Origin of the sequence: Oscillatoria nigro-viridis PCC 7112 (assembly GCF_000317475.1) — a bacterium.
Taxonomy (GTDB): domain Bacteria; phylum Cyanobacteriota; class Cyanobacteriia; order Cyanobacteriales; family Microcoleaceae; genus Microcoleus; species Microcoleus nigroviridis.
The window spans coordinates 2,326,877-2,348,014 of record NC_019729.1; the positions used below are offsets into that span (position 1 = coordinate 2,326,877).

The 21,138-nt window shown below is 45.8% G+C and carries 21 protein-coding genes and 2 pseudogenes; 13 read left to right on the forward strand and 10 right to left on the reverse strand.

What is annotated here, in order from left to right; all coding sequences use genetic code 11:
- The first annotated feature begins 15 nt into the window (after positions 1 to 15).
- From OSC7112_RS09900 to OSC7112_RS09915, 4 genes are all read left to right on the forward strand, one after another.
- On the forward strand, positions 16 to 867 hold the full coding sequence (locus OSC7112_RS09900) for an alpha/beta fold hydrolase (RefSeq protein ID WP_015175774.1): 852 nt from the start codon (positions 16 to 18) through the stop codon (positions 865 to 867).
- A 111-nt stretch (positions 868 to 978) separates the two neighbouring features.
- Positions 979 to 1,422 carry a photosystem II protein PsbQ gene (gene psbQ, locus OSC7112_RS09905; protein WP_015175775.1) on the forward strand — a complete coding sequence of 148 codons (444 nt, stop codon included), beginning with the start codon at positions 979 to 981 and terminating at the stop codon, positions 1,420 to 1,422.
- Positions 1,423 to 1,596: 174 nt separating this feature from the next.
- Positions 1,597 to 2,724, forward strand: coding sequence for an NAD(P)/FAD-dependent oxidoreductase (locus OSC7112_RS09910; protein ID WP_015175776.1), 1,128 nt, complete (start codon positions 1,597 to 1,599; stop codon positions 2,722 to 2,724).
- A 63-nt stretch (positions 2,725 to 2,787) separates the two neighbouring features.
- The gene (locus OSC7112_RS09915) at positions 2,788 to 3,270 is read left to right on the forward strand and encodes a hypothetical protein (RefSeq protein WP_015175777.1); all 483 of its coding nucleotides are present in this window, start codon (positions 2,788 to 2,790) and stop codon (positions 3,268 to 3,270) included.
- 5 nt (positions 3,271 to 3,275) lie between these two features.
- Here OSC7112_RS09915 and OSC7112_RS09920 read toward each other — a convergent pair whose 3' ends face one another.
- Both OSC7112_RS09920 and tnpA read right to left on the reverse strand, forming a co-directional pair.
- A complete protein-coding gene (locus OSC7112_RS09920; protein ID WP_041622461.1) occupies positions 3,276 to 3,623 on the reverse strand; it encodes a hypothetical protein in 348 nt (115 codons plus the stop codon).
- Between the two features lie 37 nt (positions 3,624 to 3,660).
- Positions 3,661 to 4,059 carry an IS200/IS605 family transposase gene (gene tnpA, locus OSC7112_RS09925; protein WP_015175779.1) on the reverse strand — a complete coding sequence of 133 codons (399 nt, stop codon included), beginning with the start codon at positions 4,057 to 4,059 and terminating at the stop codon, positions 3,661 to 3,663.
- 50 nt (positions 4,060 to 4,109) lie between these two features.
- On the opposite strand from tnpA, the gene OSC7112_RS35530 reads away from it, so the two are divergent.
- The 4 genes and pseudogenes from OSC7112_RS35530 (at position 4,110) to OSC7112_RS09940 (ending at position 9,454) form a co-directional block, all read left to right on the forward strand.
- Positions 4,110 to 4,256 carry a helix-turn-helix domain-containing protein gene (locus OSC7112_RS35530; RefSeq protein ID WP_317623913.1) on the forward strand — a complete coding sequence of 49 codons (147 nt, stop codon included), beginning with the start codon at positions 4,110 to 4,112 and terminating at the stop codon, positions 4,254 to 4,256.
- A 558-nt stretch (positions 4,257 to 4,814) separates the two neighbouring features.
- Positions 4,815 to 6,685, forward strand: a pseudogene (ltrA, locus tag OSC7112_RS09930) (group II intron reverse transcriptase/maturase).
- A gap of 17 nt (positions 6,686 to 6,702) precedes the next feature.
- Entirely contained in the window at positions 6,703 to 7,758 is a 1,056-nt protein-coding gene (locus OSC7112_RS09935) for an RNA-guided endonuclease InsQ/TnpB family protein (RefSeq protein WP_223300870.1), read from the forward strand.
- Positions 7,759 to 7,957: 199 nt separating this feature from the next.
- Positions 7,958 to 9,454: pseudogene (locus OSC7112_RS09940) on the forward strand (IS5 family transposase).
- Positions 9,455 to 9,604: 150 nt separating this feature from the next.
- On the opposite strand, the gene OSC7112_RS09945 reads toward OSC7112_RS09940, so the two are convergent.
- Both OSC7112_RS09945 and OSC7112_RS09950 read right to left on the reverse strand, forming a co-directional pair.
- Positions 9,605 to 10,021, reverse strand: a complete 417-nt coding sequence (locus OSC7112_RS09945; RefSeq protein ID WP_015175781.1) for an NUDIX hydrolase — start codon at positions 10,019 to 10,021, stop codon at positions 9,605 to 9,607.
- 296 nt (positions 10,022 to 10,317) lie between these two features.
- Positions 10,318 to 12,948, reverse strand: coding sequence for a M1 family metallopeptidase (locus OSC7112_RS09950; RefSeq protein ID WP_015175782.1), 2,631 nt, complete (start codon positions 12,946 to 12,948; stop codon positions 10,318 to 10,320).
- Positions 12,949 to 13,172: 224 nt separating this feature from the next.
- Between OSC7112_RS09950 and OSC7112_RS09955 the strand changes: the two genes are divergently transcribed.
- Entirely contained in the window at positions 13,173 to 14,255 is a 1,083-nt protein-coding gene (locus OSC7112_RS09955; RefSeq protein WP_015175783.1) for a class I fructose-bisphosphate aldolase, read from the forward strand.
- 190 nt (positions 14,256 to 14,445) lie between these two features.
- Entirely contained in the window at positions 14,446 to 15,327 is an 882-nt protein-coding gene (gene cas6, locus OSC7112_RS09960) for a CRISPR-associated endoribonuclease Cas6 (protein ID WP_015175784.1), read from the forward strand.
- Here the strand turns inward: cas6 and OSC7112_RS09965 are convergent, their stop codons facing one another.
- Complete coding sequence (locus tag OSC7112_RS09965; RefSeq protein WP_015175785.1) at positions 15,328 to 15,654, reverse strand: antibiotic biosynthesis monooxygenase; 327 nt, start codon at positions 15,652 to 15,654, stop codon at positions 15,328 to 15,330.
- Between the two features lie 428 nt (positions 15,655 to 16,082).
- Between OSC7112_RS09965 and OSC7112_RS09970 the strand changes: the two genes are divergently transcribed.
- A complete protein-coding gene (locus tag OSC7112_RS09970) occupies positions 16,083 to 16,550 on the forward strand; it encodes a response regulator transcription factor (protein ID WP_015175786.1) in 468 nt (155 codons plus the stop codon).
- Between the two features lie 100 nt (positions 16,551 to 16,650).
- Complete coding sequence (locus tag OSC7112_RS09975) at positions 16,651 to 16,944, forward strand: DUF2103 domain-containing protein (protein ID WP_015175787.1); 294 nt, start codon at positions 16,651 to 16,653, stop codon at positions 16,942 to 16,944.
- Here the strand turns inward: OSC7112_RS09975 and cpcF are convergent.
- Positions 16,933 to 17,559: a C-phycocyanin alpha-cysteine-84 phycocyanobilin lyase subunit CpcF gene (gene cpcF / locus OSC7112_RS09980; protein ID WP_015175788.1), complete on the reverse strand. Its 627-nt coding sequence runs from the start codon at positions 17,557 to 17,559 to the stop codon at positions 16,933 to 16,935. The two genes, OSC7112_RS09975 and cpcF, sit on opposite strands and share 12 nt — an antisense overlap.
- 18 nt (positions 17,560 to 17,577) lie before the next feature.
- On the opposite strand from cpcF, the gene OSC7112_RS41720 reads away from it, so the two are divergent.
- Positions 17,578 to 17,706, forward strand: coding sequence for a hypothetical protein (locus OSC7112_RS41720; protein ID WP_263053600.1), 129 nt, complete (start codon positions 17,578 to 17,580; stop codon positions 17,704 to 17,706).
- Between the two features lie 60 nt (positions 17,707 to 17,766).
- Here OSC7112_RS41720 and cpcE read toward each other — a convergent pair whose 3' ends face one another.
- From cpcE to OSC7112_RS10000, 4 genes are all read right to left on the reverse strand, one after another.
- Positions 17,767 to 18,606: a C-phycocyanin alpha-cysteine-84 phycocyanobilin lyase subunit CpcE gene (cpcE, locus tag OSC7112_RS09985; protein WP_015175789.1), complete on the reverse strand. Its 840-nt coding sequence runs from the start codon at positions 18,604 to 18,606 to the stop codon at positions 17,767 to 17,769.
- Between the two features lie 184 nt (positions 18,607 to 18,790).
- Entirely contained in the window at positions 18,791 to 19,117 is a 327-nt protein-coding gene (gene cpcD / locus OSC7112_RS09990) for a rod-capping linker protein CpcD (RefSeq protein ID WP_015175790.1), read from the reverse strand.
- A gap of 122 nt (positions 19,118 to 19,239) precedes the next feature.
- Entirely contained in the window at positions 19,240 to 20,109 is an 870-nt protein-coding gene (locus tag OSC7112_RS09995; protein ID WP_015175791.1) for a phycobilisome linker polypeptide, read from the reverse strand.
- Between the two features lie 193 nt (positions 20,110 to 20,302).
- A complete protein-coding gene (locus OSC7112_RS10000) occupies positions 20,303 to 21,118 on the reverse strand; it encodes a phycobilisome linker polypeptide (protein ID WP_015175792.1) in 816 nt (271 codons plus the stop codon).
- Positions 21,119 to 21,138: the final 20 nt, after the last annotated feature.

The following is a 21,138-nucleotide window of genomic DNA, read 5'->3' on the forward strand; positions in this document are numbered from 1 at the left end:
ATAACAAGTAAAATAATGTTAATTGATGAGAAGATAGTTGAAGTAGGCCCGCTGCAATGGTTTTATCGGGAAACAAATCCGGTTAACGAAACTGAGAAACCGCCCGTACTGCTGCTGCACGGTTTGCCGTCCCAGAGTTTTACCTGGACTGTAATGATGCCGGATTTGGCGGCACAGGGATTTAGATCGATCGCCCCCGATTGGGTGGGTTACGGGCGATCGACAAAACCAGACAAGCGCGACTTTGCCTACACTCCCGATGCTTTTGTTGACGCCCTCGCTGGCTTTATTCAAGCTATAGAATTAGACCGATTTTACCTCGTTGTCCAAGGATTTTTAGCTTCAGCAGGCATTCAATACGCTTTACGCAATCCCGATAAAATTGAGCGTCTAGCCGTCATCAATACACCAGTTTCACCAGATATCAAGTTGCCTTGGAAAATGCAACAGTTGGGACTGCCTTTTATTGGCGACATGATGACGCAAGACCCGCTTTTGGTTGACAGAACTCTCGAAGGCGGCTGCCGCCAGACAATATCAGACAAGGATTTAGATGTTTACCGCCGCCCGTTTTTGAAGAGTTCGGATGCAGGTCGATCGCTGATGAATACTGTCCGCAATATTCAGTTGCCGCAGTCAATGGCCGAAATAGAATCCGGCTTGAAAGCATGGACTCGACCAACTTTATTTGTCTGGGGTTTGACAGATCCTTGGCTGAGTGTTGAACCAGTTCAAAAGCTAGTCGGTTCCCTGCAAAATGCAGAATTAGTCACACTGGAACAAGCGGGGCATTATCCTCAAGAACATTGGTCAGAAAAAGTTGGCAATGCTGTGATAACTTTTCTGCGCCGCCAGGAGGTAAAATAATATTTTGTACATAACTCTCGGTGCTAAGTCAGTGAACCAGCTCCTCGCCGAGCTGCATTCCCAGGCTTTTCCTGAAAACGAGAAATCTAAAATCTAAAATCTAAAATCGATATGACTCGTCCCCGTTCAATTTTTGCCTTGATGATGGCGTTTTTGATGGCATTTCTGGTCAGTTGCAGCAGTGTCGAAGCAAAAGTTCCAACGACTTACACAACAGCCCAAATCCAGCAAATTCAGCGCTATGTTCCTACCCTGACAGAGTTCCGATCGCGCATGGACAAATTGGGTACCCTAATTCAAAAACGGAATTGGGTTGATACCAGAACTTACATTCACGGGCCTCTAGGCGACTTGCGGAACACCATGAAAATGGTCTCTGCGAGTTTGTTGCCTAGTTCTCAAAAACAAGCTGTTGATTTAACTAAGAGTTTGTTTGCCGATTTGGTTAACATCGATCTTGCTGCTAAAGACCTTGACTATGCAAAAGTCACGGCCAGCTATCAAAAAGCTGTCAATGATTTCGATAGCTTCTTGCAGCTAATTCCTAAAGCTTAATTAGCCTTAACTCACATCTTGTATCATTGTCAAGAACAGGCAAGATGCCTGTTCCACAAACAAAGAATCAGTTTTCTTGTGCGGCGGGCCGGAAAGCCCGCCCGAACAAGGCTTATACGGGCAGAACCTAGGAAGCAGTTAATCTAAAATATAAAATCTAAAATATAAAATTGAATGGTTCGCGTTGCAATTATTGGTTGCGGTATTATTGGGGCTTCGATCGCCTTTGAACTAAGTCAATTTCCCGAACTGAAAGTTACTGTGTTCGACAAACAGCCGCCGGCACAAGGTTCTACTGGCGCTGCACTGGGTGTTTTGATGGGAGTGATCGGCCACAAAACTAAGGGCAGAAATTGGCAGTTGAGGGAAGCCAGCCTTCAGCGCTACGAAACTTTGATTCCTGAATTAGAAGCAGTTACGGGGCGAAAAATTCCTTTTAACAAACAGGGAATTTTAATGCTTTGTTCGGAGGGAGAGGATTTAAGTAAGTGGGAAAAATTGATAGCAACTCGCCAGTCTCAAGGTTGGCAATTGGAACTTTGGGATGTGGAACGAGTCCGCGATTGCTGCCCTCATCTCTATTTAAACGATCGCATTATTGCTGCGATTTATTCGCCTCAAGACCGGCAAGTCGATCCGACGGCGCTAACTTTGGCTTTGGTTGATGCTGCAGAACGCAATGGAGTGATTTTTGAGTTTGGCGTGGAAGTTGAAGGAATTACTGAGTTGAATTCTCAGGTGTCTCAGAGTCAACTCCCATCTTCCATTGCAGTCAATATCTCTTGTGGAACAGGCATCCTGCCTGTTATGGAAAATTTCGATCGACTAATTGTGTGCGCTGGTTTGGGTTCTGCTGCTGTGACTGCATCGTTAAATCAGTTGGTTGACATTCGCCCGGTGTTGGGACAAGCGCTGCATTTACTGACGCCCAATCCTTTAGGAAACCCAGATTTTAGCCCGGTAATTACTTGCGATGACGTTCACATTGTGCCTTTGGGAAATCAGGAATTTTGGGTGGGGGCGACGGTGGAGTTTTCCGAAAATGGCGGGGAAATTCCGGCGAATGCTGATATGTTGGCGCAAGTGATGGCGAGGGCGAGCTCCCTTTGTCCGGGCTTAGCATTCGCCTCAATCATCAGGAAATGGTCGGGATTGCGCCCGCGGCCGGAAGGGCGGCCGGCCCCAATTATCGAGACGCTTCCCGGTAACGATCGCGTTCTCATCGCCAGCGGCCACTATCGCAACGGTGTTCTGCTGGCCCCTGCAACAGCGCGATCGATTCGAGAAATGATTTTGCAATAATTAACAAATGAATTAACAAATGTTAATATAATCAAGATAGCAATTCATATCTTACATCTAAATATGTCCGACAAACCTTTAGGTAAACCGCGCTCTTTGTGGCGAGTAATTTTGCTGTCTGGAGTCAGCTTGCTGCTATATTACGGATGGTACAAATGGATCATTCAAGAAGAATTGCGCCGCTATAACGGCAGCGGTTGGTCGGGAACTCTTTGCTTGCTTCCCTTTGTTTTAGGAGTAGCCGTCCCCCAAGCTTTGCGGATATTCGATCCTGACGTTCCCGGATGGTTTGGTTGGTTTTCCTTCCTCGGTATTGCTTGGATTTACATCGTGCAGTTCAAACTTTACAAGACAGTTAACGAATTGTACCGCCAAGAAGGAATCAAAGAACCCCTAACAGTTTGGTGGCTTTTTGTACCAGGTTTAAATTTAGTTGTCGGCTTGCGGCAAATTCACTTTTTGAGCCAGTTTTGGGCGAGAAAACAGGGCATAGAAGTTAAGGATAACTTAGCCGAAAGTATTCCTTTTCTGTCAGCTAACGCTTAAATAAATTAAGCTCCAATCGCTTGGCGCTGCGAGTAAATTTCTTCGATAAGCAGGTCACGCAGTTCATCCGCAATGTCCGTGGGAGGGTTGCCTGCGAGGGCGCGTCCAATCAGCCGTTCTGCTTCCCGGAGTTGGGCACACTCAATGGCAAGTACGGCGGCGCTCCGATGCAGTATAGAACGAGTCGGCTCAAAATCCCATTCGTTTGCTACTAAATCCGCTGCCGCCCGTTCTTTCGCAAAGGCGGCTCTGGTGAGTGCAGTCACTTGGTCGATATCACCGCACTGACGGGCGAGAACTGCTCGATCGACCAGTTCCATTGCTTCGCGGTGAAGGGCTTCTACGGTCTGCATTTTTTGACCAAGAAAATGGGACACAAGCCCCGTCCTTTTAGGACGGCTTTTCTTGATTCCTAATATACTCCTTTAAGACTTCTAGAGGTGCACCACCTACGGAAACTGCGAAATAACTGGGACTCCACAAAGCTTCCTTGTGTGGTTTCTTGTGTCCGGCTTGCCCATATCGACGGCTAGACACCCCTTTTAGCGCATTCACTATTTGAGAAACAGAAAGTTTAGGCGGATACTCAATCAGCGCATGAACGTGATTGCCTTCACCGTTAAACTCTAGAACCTGAAAATTCATTTTTTCGGCAACCTCTCGAAATGATTTTTCAATCAAGTCAAGACTTTCACTTGTAAATACAGGCCGACGATACTTTGTCACGCAGACCAAGTGGATCTTAAGTTCTGTAACAGAATGTCGTTCTCGGCGATAGTCGGTTGTCATTTTTGGCAAACCAAGATATGATTTAGTTGCAGACCAAATTTAGCACAGTTTTGAAATCACGATATCGTTACAGATTCTACCCAACCGACCAACAACGACAGAGCCTAGCTCAGTTGTTTGGCTGCGTGCGTGTAGTCTGGAACGGTGCGATTCGTTTGCTAGAAACCAAATCCAATAAGAAGGGTTTGGGGGATTAGCAGCAAGGACAAAAATAGGGAGTAATCCCGAAAATGAACCTTGACAACTGAGCGACCATGAGGGTGCAAAACCCTCCCCTGTAGATGCCAGGTGAAAGCACATCCCCTGCGGTAGCGACTAGCCCTCAATCCGTAGAGCGGGGATGAAAGCCTCTCAACACTTCCAGTTCAGGATAGTGCGGGGCAAGCAAAGAACCCATGAGTAAAACATTACGTCTGAATCCACGACTGAACCATCGTCAACTACAACCAGCAAAAAGGACTGATTAGCTGGAGCCAAAAAGGCAAAGGAAAAAAAGGTTGGCGGTTCGTTCCCCGACCAACAGCATCTCTAAATAAACCCGGTGGATAGTGGAGCTCTAAAGGTTCATAGCATGGTCGTTCGGAACGAAGTAACCCCTCGTATGTTCTCTCGGAAATCAAATACCGTGAGCAGGTGCTAACCGGATGCTGCGAGTGGGTGGGATTGAGTCAGAAGCAAACGCCTTGCTGTAATGACAAGGATATGCAGACAGACTCACGGTGATAAGGAAGGAATAGTGTAGAGTAGCAGTACAAATGTCTAAAACACTGAGCAATCAGATGGTGGAATGGAGAGAGACGGACTGGCGTAAGCTGGAACGGCGAATCTTTAAGCTGCAAAAAAGAATATTCCAAGCCTCTAGTCGTGGTGATTTGAAAGCAGTCCGCAGACTCCAGAAGACATTGATGAGGTCTTGGTCAGGAAAGATGCTAGCTGTACGTCGCGTGACGCAAGACAACCAGGGCAAGAAACAGCCGGAGTAGACGGAGTTAAATCACTCTCACCCGTCCAAAGGATAGCACTGGTGGAAAAACTTGAGCTAAAGGGGAAAACCAAACCCACTCGACGGGTATGGATTGACAAACCAGGAACGGATGAAAAACGCCCCCTTGGTATTCCCACGATGTACGACAGAGCGCTTCAGGCGTTAGTGAAATTGATGCTTGAACCGGAGTGGGAAGCAAGGTTTGAACCCAACTCCTATGGATTCCGACCAGGACGTTCATGCCATGATGCTGTCGAGGCAATCTTTAACGCTATTAAGTCAAAGGCTAAATATGTGCTGGATGCCGACATCGCGAAATGCTTTGACCGCATAAACCACGGGGAACTTCTCAAAAAATTAAATACATTCCCGACCTTAAGACGCCAGATAAACGCTTGGCTCAAATCGGGAGTGATGGATGGCAATCAATTATTCCCCACATCTGAGGGTACGCCACAAGGCGGGGTCATCTCTCCGCTACTGGCAAACATTGCCCTTCACGGGATGGAAGAACGGATAAAGCAGGTGGCTGAAACATTGCCAACACCACGAGGACATAGTAAGCGAGGAAATCGCCAATCTCTAAGCCTAATCCGGTACGCCGACGACTTCGTAATACTGCACGAGGACTTAACCGTTGTCCATAGATGTAAAGAAGTGATTTCTGAGTGGCTAAACGGCATTGGACTTGAATTGAAACCAAGTAAAACGCGCCTTGCCCATACATTGAATAAACATGATGAGCAAGACGCGGGGTTTAACTTCCTGGGGTTTAATATCAGACAGTACCCAGTAGGTAAATATAACACGGGTTGTAATCCTCATGGGGAACCACTTGGATTCAAGACGCTCATCAAACCCAGCAAGCAGAAGCTAAAGCTACACTATGACAGTATCTCTGAGGTAATAGAACAGCATAAAACAGCTCCACAAGCTGCGCTGATAACTCATTTAAATCCAATCATCAGAGGATGGGCTAACTATTACCGCACTGTTACCAGCAAGGAAACATACTCCGAACTGGGACACAAAGTGTACAAGAAGCTAAAAAGCTGGGCACATAGACGCCACCCGAATAAATCAGGGGAATGGATAGCCAACAAATATTGGCAAACCATAGGCGATGATAACTGGGTATTCGCAACCAGGCAAGAAAGGAAAAACCCCTTGCGGTTACAAAATCACAACGCTACAGATATCGTGCGTCATGTGAAAGTCAAAGGCGATGCTAGTCCCTATGATGGCAACCTTGTGTACTGGAGTGCAAGAATGGGCAAAAACCCCGAAGTCCCTAAAGATGTGGCAACACTCTTGAAACGACAGAAAGGCAAATGTACCCACTGCGGATTACACTTCACAGAAGAATCGGTGTTAGAAGTAGACCACGTTATCCCTAAGTCGAAAGGCGGAAAGGATAGCTATGACAATTTGCAACTACTCCACCGACATTGCCACGATGAAAAGACAACCAAGGATGGAAGTCTTGGCAACAAATCTGGCTGTAATCGCGCCAAGCCTTCACCCTCAAAAACGGGGAATAGAGGTACTCATGACAAGAGCCTTATTACTGAGGAGCCGGATGAGGTGAAAGCTTCACGTCCGGTTTTGAAGACGAGCAGGGCTGGTGACAGCCTTGCTTAGTTTACCATGCGCTTGCTCTGTGTAAGCAGTCCGAGAAAAAGCCGAGTTCAGTAGATTTGCAAAAAATCGTAATTACCCAGGCTAAAAATACTGAGGAAAGAGCTTGGCTAGGAGATGTGTCCTGCGTCCCATTACAGCAGTCGGTTGCCGACCTGGATGTTGCTTTTAAGAACTTCTTCAACTCCTGCAAAGGGAAAAGAAAAGGACGTAAAGTCGGATATCCTAAGTTCAAAAAACGAACTAACAGCCAATCGGCGCGTTTTAGAGTTGGAGGGTTTTCCCTCAAAGGTGATGGAGTTTATTTAGCCAAGATTGGAATTGTTAACCCAGTCTGGTCTAGAGAATTGCCATCTGAACCTAGCTCTGTCACGGTAATCAAAGACTGTGCGAACCGCTATTTTCTAAGTTTTGTTGTAGAGGTCAAACCAATTCAATCCGAAGCTAAAAGCCCAAGTATCGGGATTGATTTGGGAATTAAAACTTTTGCAGTAATGAGTAACGGTGAAAAAGTCGAAAGCCCTAGCTATAAAAAACTAGACCGAAAAGTTCGCAAACTACAACGCAAATTAGCCCATCAGCCCAAAGATTCTAGGAGAAGGAATGTAACTCGCATCAGAATTGCGAAACTGCATAATGGAATTGCCGACACCCGCAAAGATTTTCTCCACAAACTGTCAACCAAAATAGTCAACGAAAACCAAGTGATTATTTTGGAAGATTTGAATGTGTCAGGAATGGTCAAGAACCGGAAACTTTCAAGAGCGATTAGTCAGCAAGGCTGGTACGAATTCCGAACGCTTTGCGAGGCTAAATCAGAGAAACTTGGTAGAGAGTTTAAGGTAATTAGTCGCTGGGAACCCACTAGCCAAGTGTGTTCGGATTGTGGATTCAAGTGGGGCAAAATTGATTTATCTATCCGCTCAGTGCTTTGTCTAAGTTGCAACACCGAGCAGGATAGAGATGAAAATGCCGCTAAGAATATAGAGAAAGTCGGGATGGGGAATCGCCACGACTCTAAATGTACGCAGAGACAGAGTAAGACAACTTCGGTTGCATCAGTCGGTGAAGCGTAAAGAATCCCCGTGCGTTTACGCCGGGGAGTATTTCAAGATCCGTGCTTTGGGAGTACCGAACTCAATTACAGATACATAGGGCTTGCTGAATCAGTGAGAAAAGTAAACAGTGTATGGGTTTTCCGAACAAAAAAGTAGTAAGGGTCGCCGTGAAAAACAGGTATAATCAGTCAAAACCCGTGCATCACCACCTGCGATCGTGTATAGAAAAGCTGAGCTTGCCCCAAGCTCCCCATCCGACTTTGAACTCCCCTTTGAAGGAAGATTGTCAGAAGATAACCGTTGGGTAAAAATGACCCAACTAATTCCTTGGTTAGAATTTGAATCAGAATATGCTGCAAATTTTCCGACCGAAATGGGAGCACCCGCTTGCATCATTTAGGATGGCATTAGGGGCATTAATTATCAAAGAAAAGCTGGGAATCAGCGACATAGAAACAGTAGAACAGATCCGAGAAAACCCATACCTGCAATACTTTATAGGTCAATCAACATACAGTAATGAACCCCCATTTGATCCATCATTATTAGTCCACTTTCGGCAGCGAATCAGTGCAAACTTAATCAAGAAAGTGAACGAACGGATGGTGGAAAAAATGCGCGAAACCACCCCAAAACCGCCCGAAAAAAAAAAGGATTCGGACGCAAAAAATGAATTAACCAATCAAGGAAAATTAGTCATAGATGCGACCTGTGCTCCAGCAGATATTAGCTATCCCACCGACTTAGGGCTATTAAACCGAGCCAGAGTTCATACCGAAAAAATCATCGATATTCTCTATAAATCCCTCAAAGTAAAAATCAATAAAAAACCCAGAACCTACCGGAAAATAGCCAGGAAAGACTACTTAGCAGTAGCAAAACAACGACGACCTAAACGAAACAAAAAAATCCAAGCCCTTAAAAAACAACTGCAATATATCAAAAGAAACCTCGCTAATATTGAACAGCTAATCGAATCAGGTGCCACCCTACAAAGTTTGACCAAAAAGCAATATAAAACCTTGCTAGTTCTCACAGAAGTCTATCGCCAACAACTCTGGTTATTGGAAAATAAAAAACAGAGTATATCGGACAGTTGGGGTAAGTTTAAGCCAACCGCACATCCGTCCCATTGTTAGAGGAAAAGCAGGAAAACCCGTAGAGTTTGGAGCTAAACTGTCAGCGAGTTGCAGTGAAGGATATGTATTTTTAGACCGGATAAGTTGGGATAACTTTAACGAATCAGGAGACTTAAAAGCACTCATTTGAAGCATTTAAAATTTACACAGGATGCTATCCAGAATCAGTCCATGCCGATCGCATTTATCGAACCAGGGAAAATCGAGCCTGGTGTAAAGAAAGAGGAATTAGAATTAGTGGCCCCCCTTTAGGAAGGCCACCAGCAATTGTTAGTAAGGAAACCAAGAAACAAGCCTGGGAAGATGAAAGAATTCGTAACTCTATTGAGGGCAAATTTGGACAAGGTAAAAGAAGATTTAGCTTGAATCGAGTGATGGCAAAGCTTGATAATACTTCGGAAACAGCTATTGCTATTACTTTTTTAGTGATGAACCTTGCTACCTGGTTAAGACGGGTTTTTTGTGTGTTTTTATGTCAAAAACCAAAAATCACACCTATTTATGGTTCAATGATTATTAAAAGCTATAACTGGGCAAGTTATAGTCAACAAAAAGTTATGTTTTGCCGAGCTTGAATTGCCCATTAATTGCGATCGCGATTTTTCCTAACTTATTCAGTAAGCCCTACATAGCCAGGAGCTACGTCATCTGAAGGGCGGATTTGTTCTAATTTTATGTTAACTCTGGCTTGAATCATGCTGTCAGAACCTTTACCGAGCCACTCTTCACCAAAACCGATTCGGCAAATCCGCCAAAATGAGTTTGAGTTCCGGTTCATTAACCCGCTTAATTGATTTAGGAATACTTACCCACTGGCGCTTTCTCTTGCTAGCTTCCGGCCAAATTTCCAGAACTGCTTCCACTTGCAGTAGAAATACTCCTACCAGCCAAGTACAGCCGGATTTTTGATACTCGTAAGTTCCTAGCAAATCCGGGAACACTTTACCCAACAAACCTGCTTCTTCCCAAGCTTCCTTGGCGGCGGAATCTTGGGGAGTCATGTCAGGTTCAATTAATCCTTTGGGAATAACCCAGCGCTTGCTAGCCGAAGAAGTAATCAGCATTACTTCAATTTGTCCGTCTTGAATGCGATAGGGAATTACCCCCGATTGCTCTATCAATACAGCGCTTCTTATACTCATGATTTCTGCAATATTTCTGGGTGACAAAGCTACTGCAACTTCATCAACAGTTGACAACTAAAAAATAAAAATTGCATCCAGATTCTAGATAATTCCCCAGTGGAGACAACAAAGTGGAGAATAAAGATATTTGGTTTTTACCCTCTGTGCAAAATAGGAAATTCCCCTGCACTCCCACTGCACTCCCACTGAACAATAATATTATTATAATAACTGCGCGAAATCCTCTACCGACAAGCAGATAAAAGCCGATCGCCAATATCTGCCTTGATCTGCGCCGGTATGGGGTGTTACACCTAATCTTTCTTCGCCTTAGCCTCCAAATTTTCCATCCGACTCCTCAAATCTTGATTCTCCTTTTTCACCTGGTCTAATTCCTCCCGCAACTGCTTTACCGCTGCATCAGAACCAGCATTTTTCTGCACTCTTTGCACAGCTTCATCAGCCATGCGGCGAACGCGGCCATCGGGAGTTTGGTCAGCTAAAGAACGCAAAATGCGAATTGCTTTGCGAGTTTGCATTTGTCCTAATCCGGCTACTACAGAGACTTGAGTCAAGAAAAACGTCTCTTTAGACAATTCTGCCAATCGCTGCAAAATCCGTTCTAAATTGACCTTCGTTTGACCGGTCGAAATTGTCCCCAAAGATCGAATTGCAGCCAAGCGCAAAGCTTGCGGAGTACCGACGGCTGTGTATTTCAATATTAAATTCAGCGCATCTTCAGAAGTTTTCATCTGCGCCAAACCTGCGATCGCACCCGATCGCACTACCTCATTCCACCCCTGACGCTCTTTGAGCACCAATTTTAACTCTTTCAGTACCTGTTCGTCGGTCGGTTTTTCGTCGGGGTTAGCCCCTGCAATGGAGCCCATAGCAGTCGCTGCTGCTGCTTCTACGTAATAGCTGTCGTCGCCTTTTTCGACGATCGATCTCAGCGCTTTATAAGTTTCGTGAGTTTGGATTTTACCCAGCGCATTCACCACAGCGCGACGAACACGAGCATCTTTATCTTTTAAACCACTTACTAAACCTTCAAAAACTTGGTCTAGTTTAATTTCAACTAACTGACCGGCAACTTCTGCCCGTACTGCCCAGAACGGCTCTTTCTTGAGAACTTCTGACAGCGTTTTCACCGCTTCCAGTCCTCCTTTTTTCGCCAAAGCTTGGGCAGCGTAAATCCGGGAAACCGGGTCGGGATCGAATTGCAACTGAGCTTTGAGTTCCGCAATTCCATACTCTAAAACAACTGTTTTTAAGTATTTATTGCCGACATCAAAACTGATAAATGCAGGCTTCTCTTCTAGGGGAAAGTAGAAGCTTTGCTCGCGCTCATGCACTCGGACTGTGAAAGTTTTTAGGTTCGGGGTTGAAGGTACAGAACTGCCATCGTCTTCTTCTTTTTCCGGCTTGTAACCGAAGCCGATCGGGATTTTCAAATCGAATACATCTTTGCTGTTGCCGTTGCCATTTTTGCTATCTTTTACCTGAGTTTGGGTAACAGTAATTTTGGCTAATTTGCTGTCGCCATCCCAGGAATAAGCAACCTTATAATCTGGATGGCCGCCACGATAAACGTACTGGTCAAACAAAAACATGAGATTGCGACCGGTAGCCTTTTCGATCGCCCTGAGCAAATCGACGGTTTCTACAGTTTGGTGAGCGTTATCCCGCACAAAAGTGTGAATTGCTTTGTAAAATAATTCGTCGCCCAACTCGGCGCGAATCATGTGATAGACACAGGCACCTTTTTCGTACAAATGGCGATCGTACAATTCGATTGCTTCGCGGTAAACGTGAGTAACAATGGGGCGGCGGTAGCGGGAACTGTCTTCAGCTAAATAATTGCGGGCTTCATTTAACATATAGTAAGCCGCCTCTTCTTTGCCATATTCTTTATCAGTCCACAGCACCTCGGAATAAGAAGCCATGCCTTCTTTCAGCCAAGCGTGAGACCAATGTTTAATTACTACTAAATCCCCGAACCACTGGTGAGCCAATTCGTGGGCGACTAAGCTTTCAGTGCCTCGATTGTCGAGGGCGGCGCGTTCGTCTAGCAAGCACCTATCTGTTAGCAAAGTTGTCGAAGTATTTTCCATACCGCCGAAGATGAAATCATCGACGCAGACTTGAGCGTATTTGGGAAAAGGGTAAGGATAGCCAAATGCTTTAGAGAAGAATTCAATCATTTGAGGCGTTTTGCCCATGCTGCGCTTAGCGTCTGCTTCGCGGCTTCTTTCCACGTAATAATTAACTGGTTTGCCGTTCCATTCGTCTTTAATTTCGGCAAAATCTCCGACTGCTAAGGTCATTAAGTAAGTCGGGTGTACCTGGGTTTGGGACCAGTGATAAATTTTATCGTCGCCTTCGTTTTTTGTACTAATTAATTCGCCGTTGGAAATAGCAAAGAGTTGTCTCGGAACTTGGACTCGAATTTCCGAAGTAGCGAGTTGTCCGGGATAGTCGAAACAGGGAAACCAGAAGCGGGAATCTTCGTCTTCGCCTTGAGTCCAAACTTGTGTTGGTTTGTCTGGATAGTGTTTGTCCGGGCCGACGAAATAGAGCCCGCGCTGTGGTTTTTCGACCGAGTATTCGATCGCAATTGTAATTGGTTGGTAAGCTTCTGTTGGTTCGTGTAGTTGAATTTGCAGCACTTCGCCATCGCTGTCGAAATTTTGGTCAATTTCGCCGACTTTTACTGATTTAATATTCAGGTTTACAGCATCTAAGGTTAATTTGTCAATACCGCTGCGGACTGGATTGATGCGGATGCTGCAAGTGCCGCGAAAGCTTTGTTTGGGAATATTCAGCACTAAGTCGAGGAAAATGTGCTCTACTTGACCGGGGCGATCGGGGTTGTAGTGGGGCCTAGCACCGGGCATCTCGAAGGATTTGTGACCGTTTTCAGAATCAAAGTAAGTGTGTGACATTGTGATGGCAAAGTTGTGAGTCGATCGGCGATCGCTGGCAGCGCAGATCCGGCTGAACTGCCAGCTTATTATAGAGTAGCGCGTCCTAGTTGCTGTTGTCGCTAACTGGTTAAAAACTGGGTCTAGCGTTGACGGTATGGAAAAAATGATTTTTTCGCTACAATATCAGCAAGGTTAATGTCTGCAATCATCAGCGTGCAATTGAAATTGAGAGGGAAATCTGTATGACAGCTACACTATCAGTTCCCAGTTCGATCGAATCTTGGCTTGGCGACGAAGCCGAAGACTTGCTCACCCATCAAGCAAAAGTTTCTAAAGATTTGTTGCATCTGCCGGGCCCGGATTGGGTCGATCGCATTTTTGCTCAAACCGATCGACCTCCCCAAGTTTTGCGATCGCTTCAGCAACTCTATTCTAGCGGACGCTTGGCCAATACTGGCTATTTATCCATCCTGCCAGTAGACCAAGGAATCGAACACTCAGCCGCCGCTTCTTTTTCACCAAATCCCATCTATTTTGACAGCGAAAATATCATTAAATTAGCAATTTCTGCAGGCTGCAATGCTGTCGCAACAACCCTGGGAGTTTTGGGAAGCGTCTCTCGCAAGTACGCGCACAAAATCCCTTTTATTGTCAAGCTAAATCACAACGAATTGCTGACTTATCCCAATCAATACGACCAAATAATGTTTGCTTCTGTCGAACAAGCGTGGAATTTGGGAGCGGTTGCAGTCGGAGCAACAATTTATTTTGGTTCCCCGGAATCGACGAGGCAAATCCAAGAAGTCAGTCAAGCTTTTGCCCACGCTCACGAATACGGAATGGCGACAATTTTGTGGTGCTATCTCCGCAACGATATCTTTAAACAAGACAAAGATTATCACGTTGCCGCCGATTTAACCGGGCAAGCAAATCACTTGGGAGTGACAATTGAAGCTGACATTATCAAGCAGAAGTTGCCCGAATGCAACAACGGTTACAAAGCTGTTGCTAAAGCCAGCGGCAAGAGTTACGGCAAAACCGACAAGCGCGTTTATTCGGATTTGACAACGGATCACCCGATCGATCTAACTCGCTATCAAGTGCTCAACTGTTATGCGGGAAGGATGGGTTTAATTAACTCCGGCGGTGCTTCCGGGAAAAGCGATTTTGCAGAAGCAATTCGCACGGCAGTAATCAACAAGCGCGCTGGCGGCTGCGGCTTAATTTCCGGTCGCAAAACTTTTCAGCGTCCTTTTGAAGAAGGCGTAAAATTGTTCAACGCCATTCAAGATGTTTATTTGTCGCCAGAAATCTCGATCGCCTAAAAATTTACCGCACAGAGATTGGCCTCAATATCACAACCTAAACCTAGGTGTGCACGACCCTCAAATCGTCGTAAACGTAGGGTGCACGCTGTGCACCTTACGTGATTAAAATTCCTTAATCTAAGTGGCAACTTAGCTGTAGTATTAATACTAGCTGAACATATATACAGACACAGTATATAATTTAAAAATGCCCCACAGCCTTGTTTTAAACCTGCAGCCAGTTGCACCAATTCCATCCCAGTTTTTAACGGGGCGGCATCTCCACGCTTTGTTTTTGAACCTTGTGAGTGCTGTAGACAGCGATTTGAGCGCCTACCTGCACGACCAATCTCATGAAAAAGCTTTCACTTTAAGCCCTTTTCAAGTAAGCCGAAAAGAGGCTTACAAAAGCAGCGCGCCCCAGCTACAAAAGAGAGTTTTGCCTCCGGCTTCCCGCACAATATCTCCGGCCCTACAGTGGGAACACAAGCAAGCAATTCAGGAAAATACGCCGATTTGGTGGCGAATTTCTCTGCTGGATGACGGTTTGTTCGATCGCCTAACTCTACTTTGGCAGCAACTCAATTTCGATCGCCCTTGGCATATCGGGCCGACAAATATATACATTACTAATATTTTGAGCGAACCGCAATCAAACCAGCCGTGGGTAAACTTTTGTACTTACGCCGAATTGTTCGAGAGAGCTTCAGAAACTCAGCGGCAAATTGCTTTTAGTTTCTGCACTCCTACTAATTTTCGGCAAGGTGTATACGATAGTGCTATGCCCACTCGTGAAAGTATTTTCGGCAGTTTAGCGAATCGCTGGAACAAGTACAGCAGGATGGCGATCGAACCTACTTTCACAGAAGCTATTTTCCCCAGTTTTTTCGATATCCGAACAGAAGTTAGTACGGATTCTCGCAGTAAATTTATTGGCTGCGTCGGCGATATTAGTTACCGAATTATGGGAGATATAGCTCCTGCTACTATCAAGCAAATTAACACTTTAGCAGATTTTGCGCTTTACAGCGGAGTCGGGCGAAAGACGCCGATGGGAATGGGAATGACGCGCCGGTTGCAGGTTTTTTAATTATTCACTTTTGGGCTGAATTTCACTGACAATTTCATAAACATTTGTGTCTGGTATTTTCGCAAACAAAGGCGCCATCTGCTTCAATATTTCCTGATAAGCTTGGCTTTGATTGGCGGTCATCTCTTCTACGCTTTCCCAAAAAATGATGGCAATACCTTTATCTGTATTGGGCAATTGCAGCAGGTATGCTCCCTTAAAACCTGTGGCATAAGTTGCCACGGCTTTTTCAAAAAGTTGTTCTGCAGCTTCAAATTTTCCTGGTTTAAATTCGCCAATGGCAACGTAGGCAAACTGATGTCTGAGAAAGTCTAGAAATTCTGACATATCCTTTTCCTCACTTAATAGCGATACAGCAAGTTATATTTTACCCGATCGCCAGAAATTTGTGAACTTCACAGGTTGGAGTTTCGCGCTTAGCTCATCGGCGGGTTTATTAATTACACGTAACTGCGATCGCCACTCAAATAGAAACTTTTTGAGTCAGGCGGCTGAAATCTTTATTAAATAAACTGTTGAATCGTTGATTTTCCACGTTCACAATCCTAGGTACGCCGCAGCGATTCCTAGCGCTAGTACACAAGGTAAAGCTGCTGATAACTCAAGTCTTGTGCGTAACTGCGAGCATACACAAAGCCGTAAAAAGTTGCCAGTCAAAAGCGGTTTTTTGCAATAACCCTATTGAATTCTTTAAAAATGACCTGTAACACTTATAACAGATCCATACAAACAAAGTAAAGATCCAGCTCAAACAAATGAAAAAAATATTAGTAATTGAAGACGATCGCTTAATCCGAGAAACGGTATTAGAACTTCTGGAATCGCGCGGTTTTGAAGCTGTCGGCGCCGAAAATGGAAAAGTTGGTATCCAGTTAGCTGCCCAAATTCCCGATTTAATTTTGTCTGATGTCATGATGCCCGAACTAGACGGTTTAACAGTTTTCGCGGTTTTGCGATCGCACCCTGCAACCGCCAGCATTCCGTTTATTTTTATGACAGCCTCCGAAATGGAAAAAGCCCTGGAACTCAAAGCAGACGGCTATCTCAAAAAACCTTGCAGCGTAGCAGAAATGCTCGGGGCGATCGCCGCTCAACTAGAAAAACCGACAGTTGCCAACCCACAACATCAAAAAGTACAGGACAATTCTGCGCCATCAAATCTCAGTTTGCGCGCCCGGAATCAAAAATCTCGGTTTGAGATTGCCTCGGTTTGCTGGCAATGACACGCACAGTAACGTTATTGATAGATAAGTTGAGGGAAATTCAAATTGGTTCCAGCCAGGGGTGGCTTAGACTGGGTATGTTGAATTTGGTTAAATATTTATGAACGCACAACCCAAAGGCCGCCTAGTTTGGAATCACTCTACCCACCTTCCCGGTTTGATACCAATTTTAGAGCGCCTCACCCTAAAAATGGGCATTCAAACAGTCACTCCGGGCGTCATCAACAAAGTTAAAGGACACATCCCCCGCATGACATTAAGAGTGTCAGTACCCATCCGCGGGGGATTTAAAATCATCGCCAGACAGGGCAAAACCGTACAAGAAGTCTTTATATTAACCACTCTCAGTCAAGGGGACTTGGAAGAGACGATCGCCCAAACCCTAGCCAAGTGACAATATTTTCTTAGCAAGCAAAGCCCGAGCCCTAACTGAAGTAGCTTCATCGCTTTGGGTGATTTCCTCAAGCCTGGCCGAAACTTCCGCTAACCAATCCGGTTTAACAGTCGCAGCACCCGCCAAAGCTTGCAAACCCCCCGCTGCTGCGTAGCGAACCACCCATTCTGGATCTCGGGACGCTTGCAGTAGCGTTTTCACAGCGCGAAGTTGAGCATCTGCAATTTGTTCTGCCGGCATCAATTCCCAGCAAATCGTCCCCAAACCCCTAGCCGCAGCCCGCCGCACGCTCAAAGCAAAGTCATTCGCCGCTGCATCGAGCAAAATCTCCAAACCCCTGGGGTCGCCAATTCCCGCCAAAGCCCGAACAGCCCAAGCTCTCGCCCCATAATTGTAGCCGTCAAGCTGTTCTAGAAGCGGCAGCACCGCAGCTTCTCCGAGCTGAATTAGCCCGTCAACGGCGGCAACAGCGGCGCCTGGGTTGTTGTAACCGAGCACTGTAATTAAGGTAGGAATTGCTTGTGTTGAGGGAGTCGCCGCCAGTGCTTTGACTGCGTTTAACAAGCCTTCGGAAGAATCTGCTTGTTCGACAGCCTGAATTAGTTCTAATGCCATTTATTTGTAAGCTTTACCGTGACTATTGTAATTGTAGGTTGGGTCGATCGCGCGATCGAACTTTTTGCCACCTCACCCACCAACATTCTCATCAAAATAGGTAGGGAAACAGCACGGCGCTGTGTCCTGAAATGTGCTGTCTCCTGAATTTACGGCAGACAATTGAGAATCGCTACATCAATCCTATTTCAGTTGTTAACTAATTTTTTAAAGTAAACTATCCATTAAATCCATAACGCGGATAGCATCATCTGATAAAGATAGTGATTCTTGTTGATTGAGGTGATGCTCCAAAACTCCTTTGAGCGCAATCAATTTCAGGCTATTTTCTGCTAAAGTTTCAGAAATAGCTTGCGCTCCCGGCAAATAGCCGATCGCCCCCAAGTCCATCAAAGCCGATCGTCTCAACTGCAAATTATCCCCATTCAAAGCACTTACCAACCGCTCTCCATAAACCCGCTCACCAGTTAACTGATACATCGCCCGCGCCGCAGCGTACTGCACCCGCTCCACAGAATGTTCTAAAAAAGGTGAAATTAGCGGTATTGCTTCTGTCGCTTGCAGCGTTCCCAAAGCTTCAATTACCGAGTCGTAAGGTTGCACGAGGTGCGATTTTCCTGGCACTCGCACAGCCACAGCTACGCCGCCATCCAATAGCTTCATTAGCGGCTCAATAGAATCGCGATCGCCCAGCATTTCTAGAGCTTGAGCCGCCGCTTCCCGCACGTAATAATCGGCGCATTCCAAACAGCGAATCAGAGCCGGTAAGGCTTGTTTGTCGCCCAATTTACCCAGAGCCCGCGCCGCATTTCGCAATAGGGAATAGTCGCCGATTTTTGTTTGTTCTGATTCTTCTTCCAATGCGGCAATTAAAGCTGCAATAGCTGCAGGTTCCTTGACTCTAAATCTGCCCACCCACCAAGCAGCATAATACCGGAGACTGTAATCTTGGGAGTGCAAATTTGCGATCGCCTGTTCAACAGTTAAAGACTCGCCCTCAGCTACACCCGCCGGCGGTGAGTCGGATTCGTAATAATCCACAGTCATTAGTTATTAGTTATTAGTTATTAGTTATTCGGCGATTGAAATCGCTGTTATCCCACAAAACCTGACTGCGCGGGTTAGGAAACTCGGCGATTAAAATCGCTACTAAACAGACAAAACCCGCCTGCGCGGGTTGCACTAACTCTTAGTCTGCTTCGAGTGGACGCAAGTTTGTGTAGCAGCGATTTCAATCGCCCCTTCTAGCTTTTGTAAGAGCGATTTTCATCGCCCCTGCAACCAAACTATTGGCGGTGTCCGATCGTTCATGGGATGATTCTGCACTCGCGCTTAAAGGATGAATGCTGACAATTTTCCCGCCCATGCGAGTAATCCGCTGCATTTCTTGATTCATCCGATTGTAAGGCACGTCGATCGAGGTACTCGCGCTCGATCGAATCGAATAATCCACATTATTTATTTCATCGCTTTGGCGCAAGCCGACAACTTCATACCGGAAACAGCGAGCTGCCGAAGCTGTATTGCCACTTTTTCCAGCTACAATTTGACCCAACACAAGCTTCTTGGTAATTGGTAATTATGACTGTTGACTGTTGACTGTTGACTGTTGACTGTTAACTAAAAGCTAGTAACTGCCAACTGCCAACTGCCAACTGCCAACTGCCAACTGCCAACTAACTAAATTGGAGTAATGCTGGCGATTTTCCCGCCCATGCGTTGAAATTTCTGCATTTGCGAGGACAAATCCTCAACTGGTACGATGAAAGCCTTGCTGCTGCGGCGCACGCTGGGATAGCCACCCGTGCGAATTCCCGACACTTCCACGCGCAACAGTCGCCCTTCTTTGCCGTAAGCTGCAGCGCCGCCGAAGCCGCTGCCTGGAGTTACGTTTCTGGCAGAAGGTCGATATGCCCAACCTTCGTTACCGCCAGAAGGCCCAACTACAGCAGTAGCGCTGTTAGTGCCGAGTTCGACAGCTAAGCGAGAGTTATTGCCTTCTAGTTGAGATGTATCGCTGTTTGCATAGCCGCGGTACAGCCGGAACATCCGGGTAAAACCGACGGTTTTTTGCCCCCGCTGCGTGTTAAAGCCGCGGTAGTAAGGCACGATACTTTCGCCGAAGTTTTCTTGATACTCTACTGAATCGATGTAAGAATCAATATCAGCATCGTAGCCTTGTGTTTGGTACAAATCTAAGTGTTCAATTACTTCAGATTCGTCGTAGGTGGCGCGACCGAGCAAGTGTTTGTAGTTTAGTTCGATCGTCCGAGTTTGGAAGCTGTTGTAGAAAAACTTGGTTTTGTACAGTTCTGACTTAGCTACAGCGCGTACAAATTCTCGTACAGTCAAACTGCCGTCCCGCAGCAAAGACTCGGAACTTGTAAGTCGCTCGGATTTCATTAAATAGTCGTTGCCCAGCACCTGACGGTAAACGGCACGAATCACCGTTTCAACGTCATCTTTGGTGTAGTTCGGGCGCAATTCTACCTTGGGCGCATCGCTCAATGCGGATGTTCCTAGTCTGGATGCTGCTGTTGTAATCGCCACCAGATTTTCTCCTAAATTATTAATGACAAAAGTTTAATGATTGGTTGCACTTGAAATTTTTAGGACTAAGGATAATATGCCTCAAAGTAGGGTGTGCACTGCACACCTTACCTATACATATAAAATTGAAAAATTTTTTAGCCTTAGTCCTAATTTGCTAAAGACGTTTCAAAAAAACGTCAATATACAAACTTTAAGCTGTGGTAATACTTACCACTTTGCTGCCACGTTTGTTGATTTGCTGCAAGCGGCTCGAAAGTTGCTCGTAAGGCACGAGATATTCGGTAGTAGCCCGCCGCACTTGCGGCAAAAAATTAGCCGCACCTTGCATTGCGGTGACTCGGTAGAGTTGGTCGCGACAACCGCCGGATGTGCCGCCAAGGGCTTTTCCGGTGGCGGCCGTGTATATCGGCGAAGCCATATTTCTCGCTACTTCCCAAGTCAGCCGGGCTTGGGTTTTGTTGTGCGATCGATCGCTAGAAGCAAAACCCCGGTACAGTTGAAACATCCGGTTAAAACCGACGGTTTTTTGACCTCTTTGAGTCGCAAAACCGCGATAGTAAGGCACTACACTTTCGCCAAAATTTTCTTGATACTCAACTGAGTCAATGTAAGAATTGATTTCAGCTTCGTAGCCTTCTGCATTGTACAAATCAACGTGGAAAGCAATTTCCGACTCGTCGTAAGGAGCGCGGCCCAACAAATGCTTGTAATTAAGCTCAATTAACCGCGTTTGCGAGTTCGGATAAAAAAACTTTTTCCTATACGTTTCCGAATGTGCAATTGACCGGACAAAATCTTTCACTGAAATCTGCCCTTGCAGCAGCAGAGATTCAGCACTGGTAAGTCGTTCGCTCGACATTAAATACTCGTTGCCGAAAACTTGGCTGTAAGCAGCGCGAATTACTGCTTTCGCCTCCTCTTGCGTCCAGTGGGGGCGCAGTTCTACCCGTCCCGCTTCTTCAAATGCTTTTATTCCCAATCGTTCTGCTGCACCTAATCCCGCCATTTTCGCTTCTTCCTTTTTTG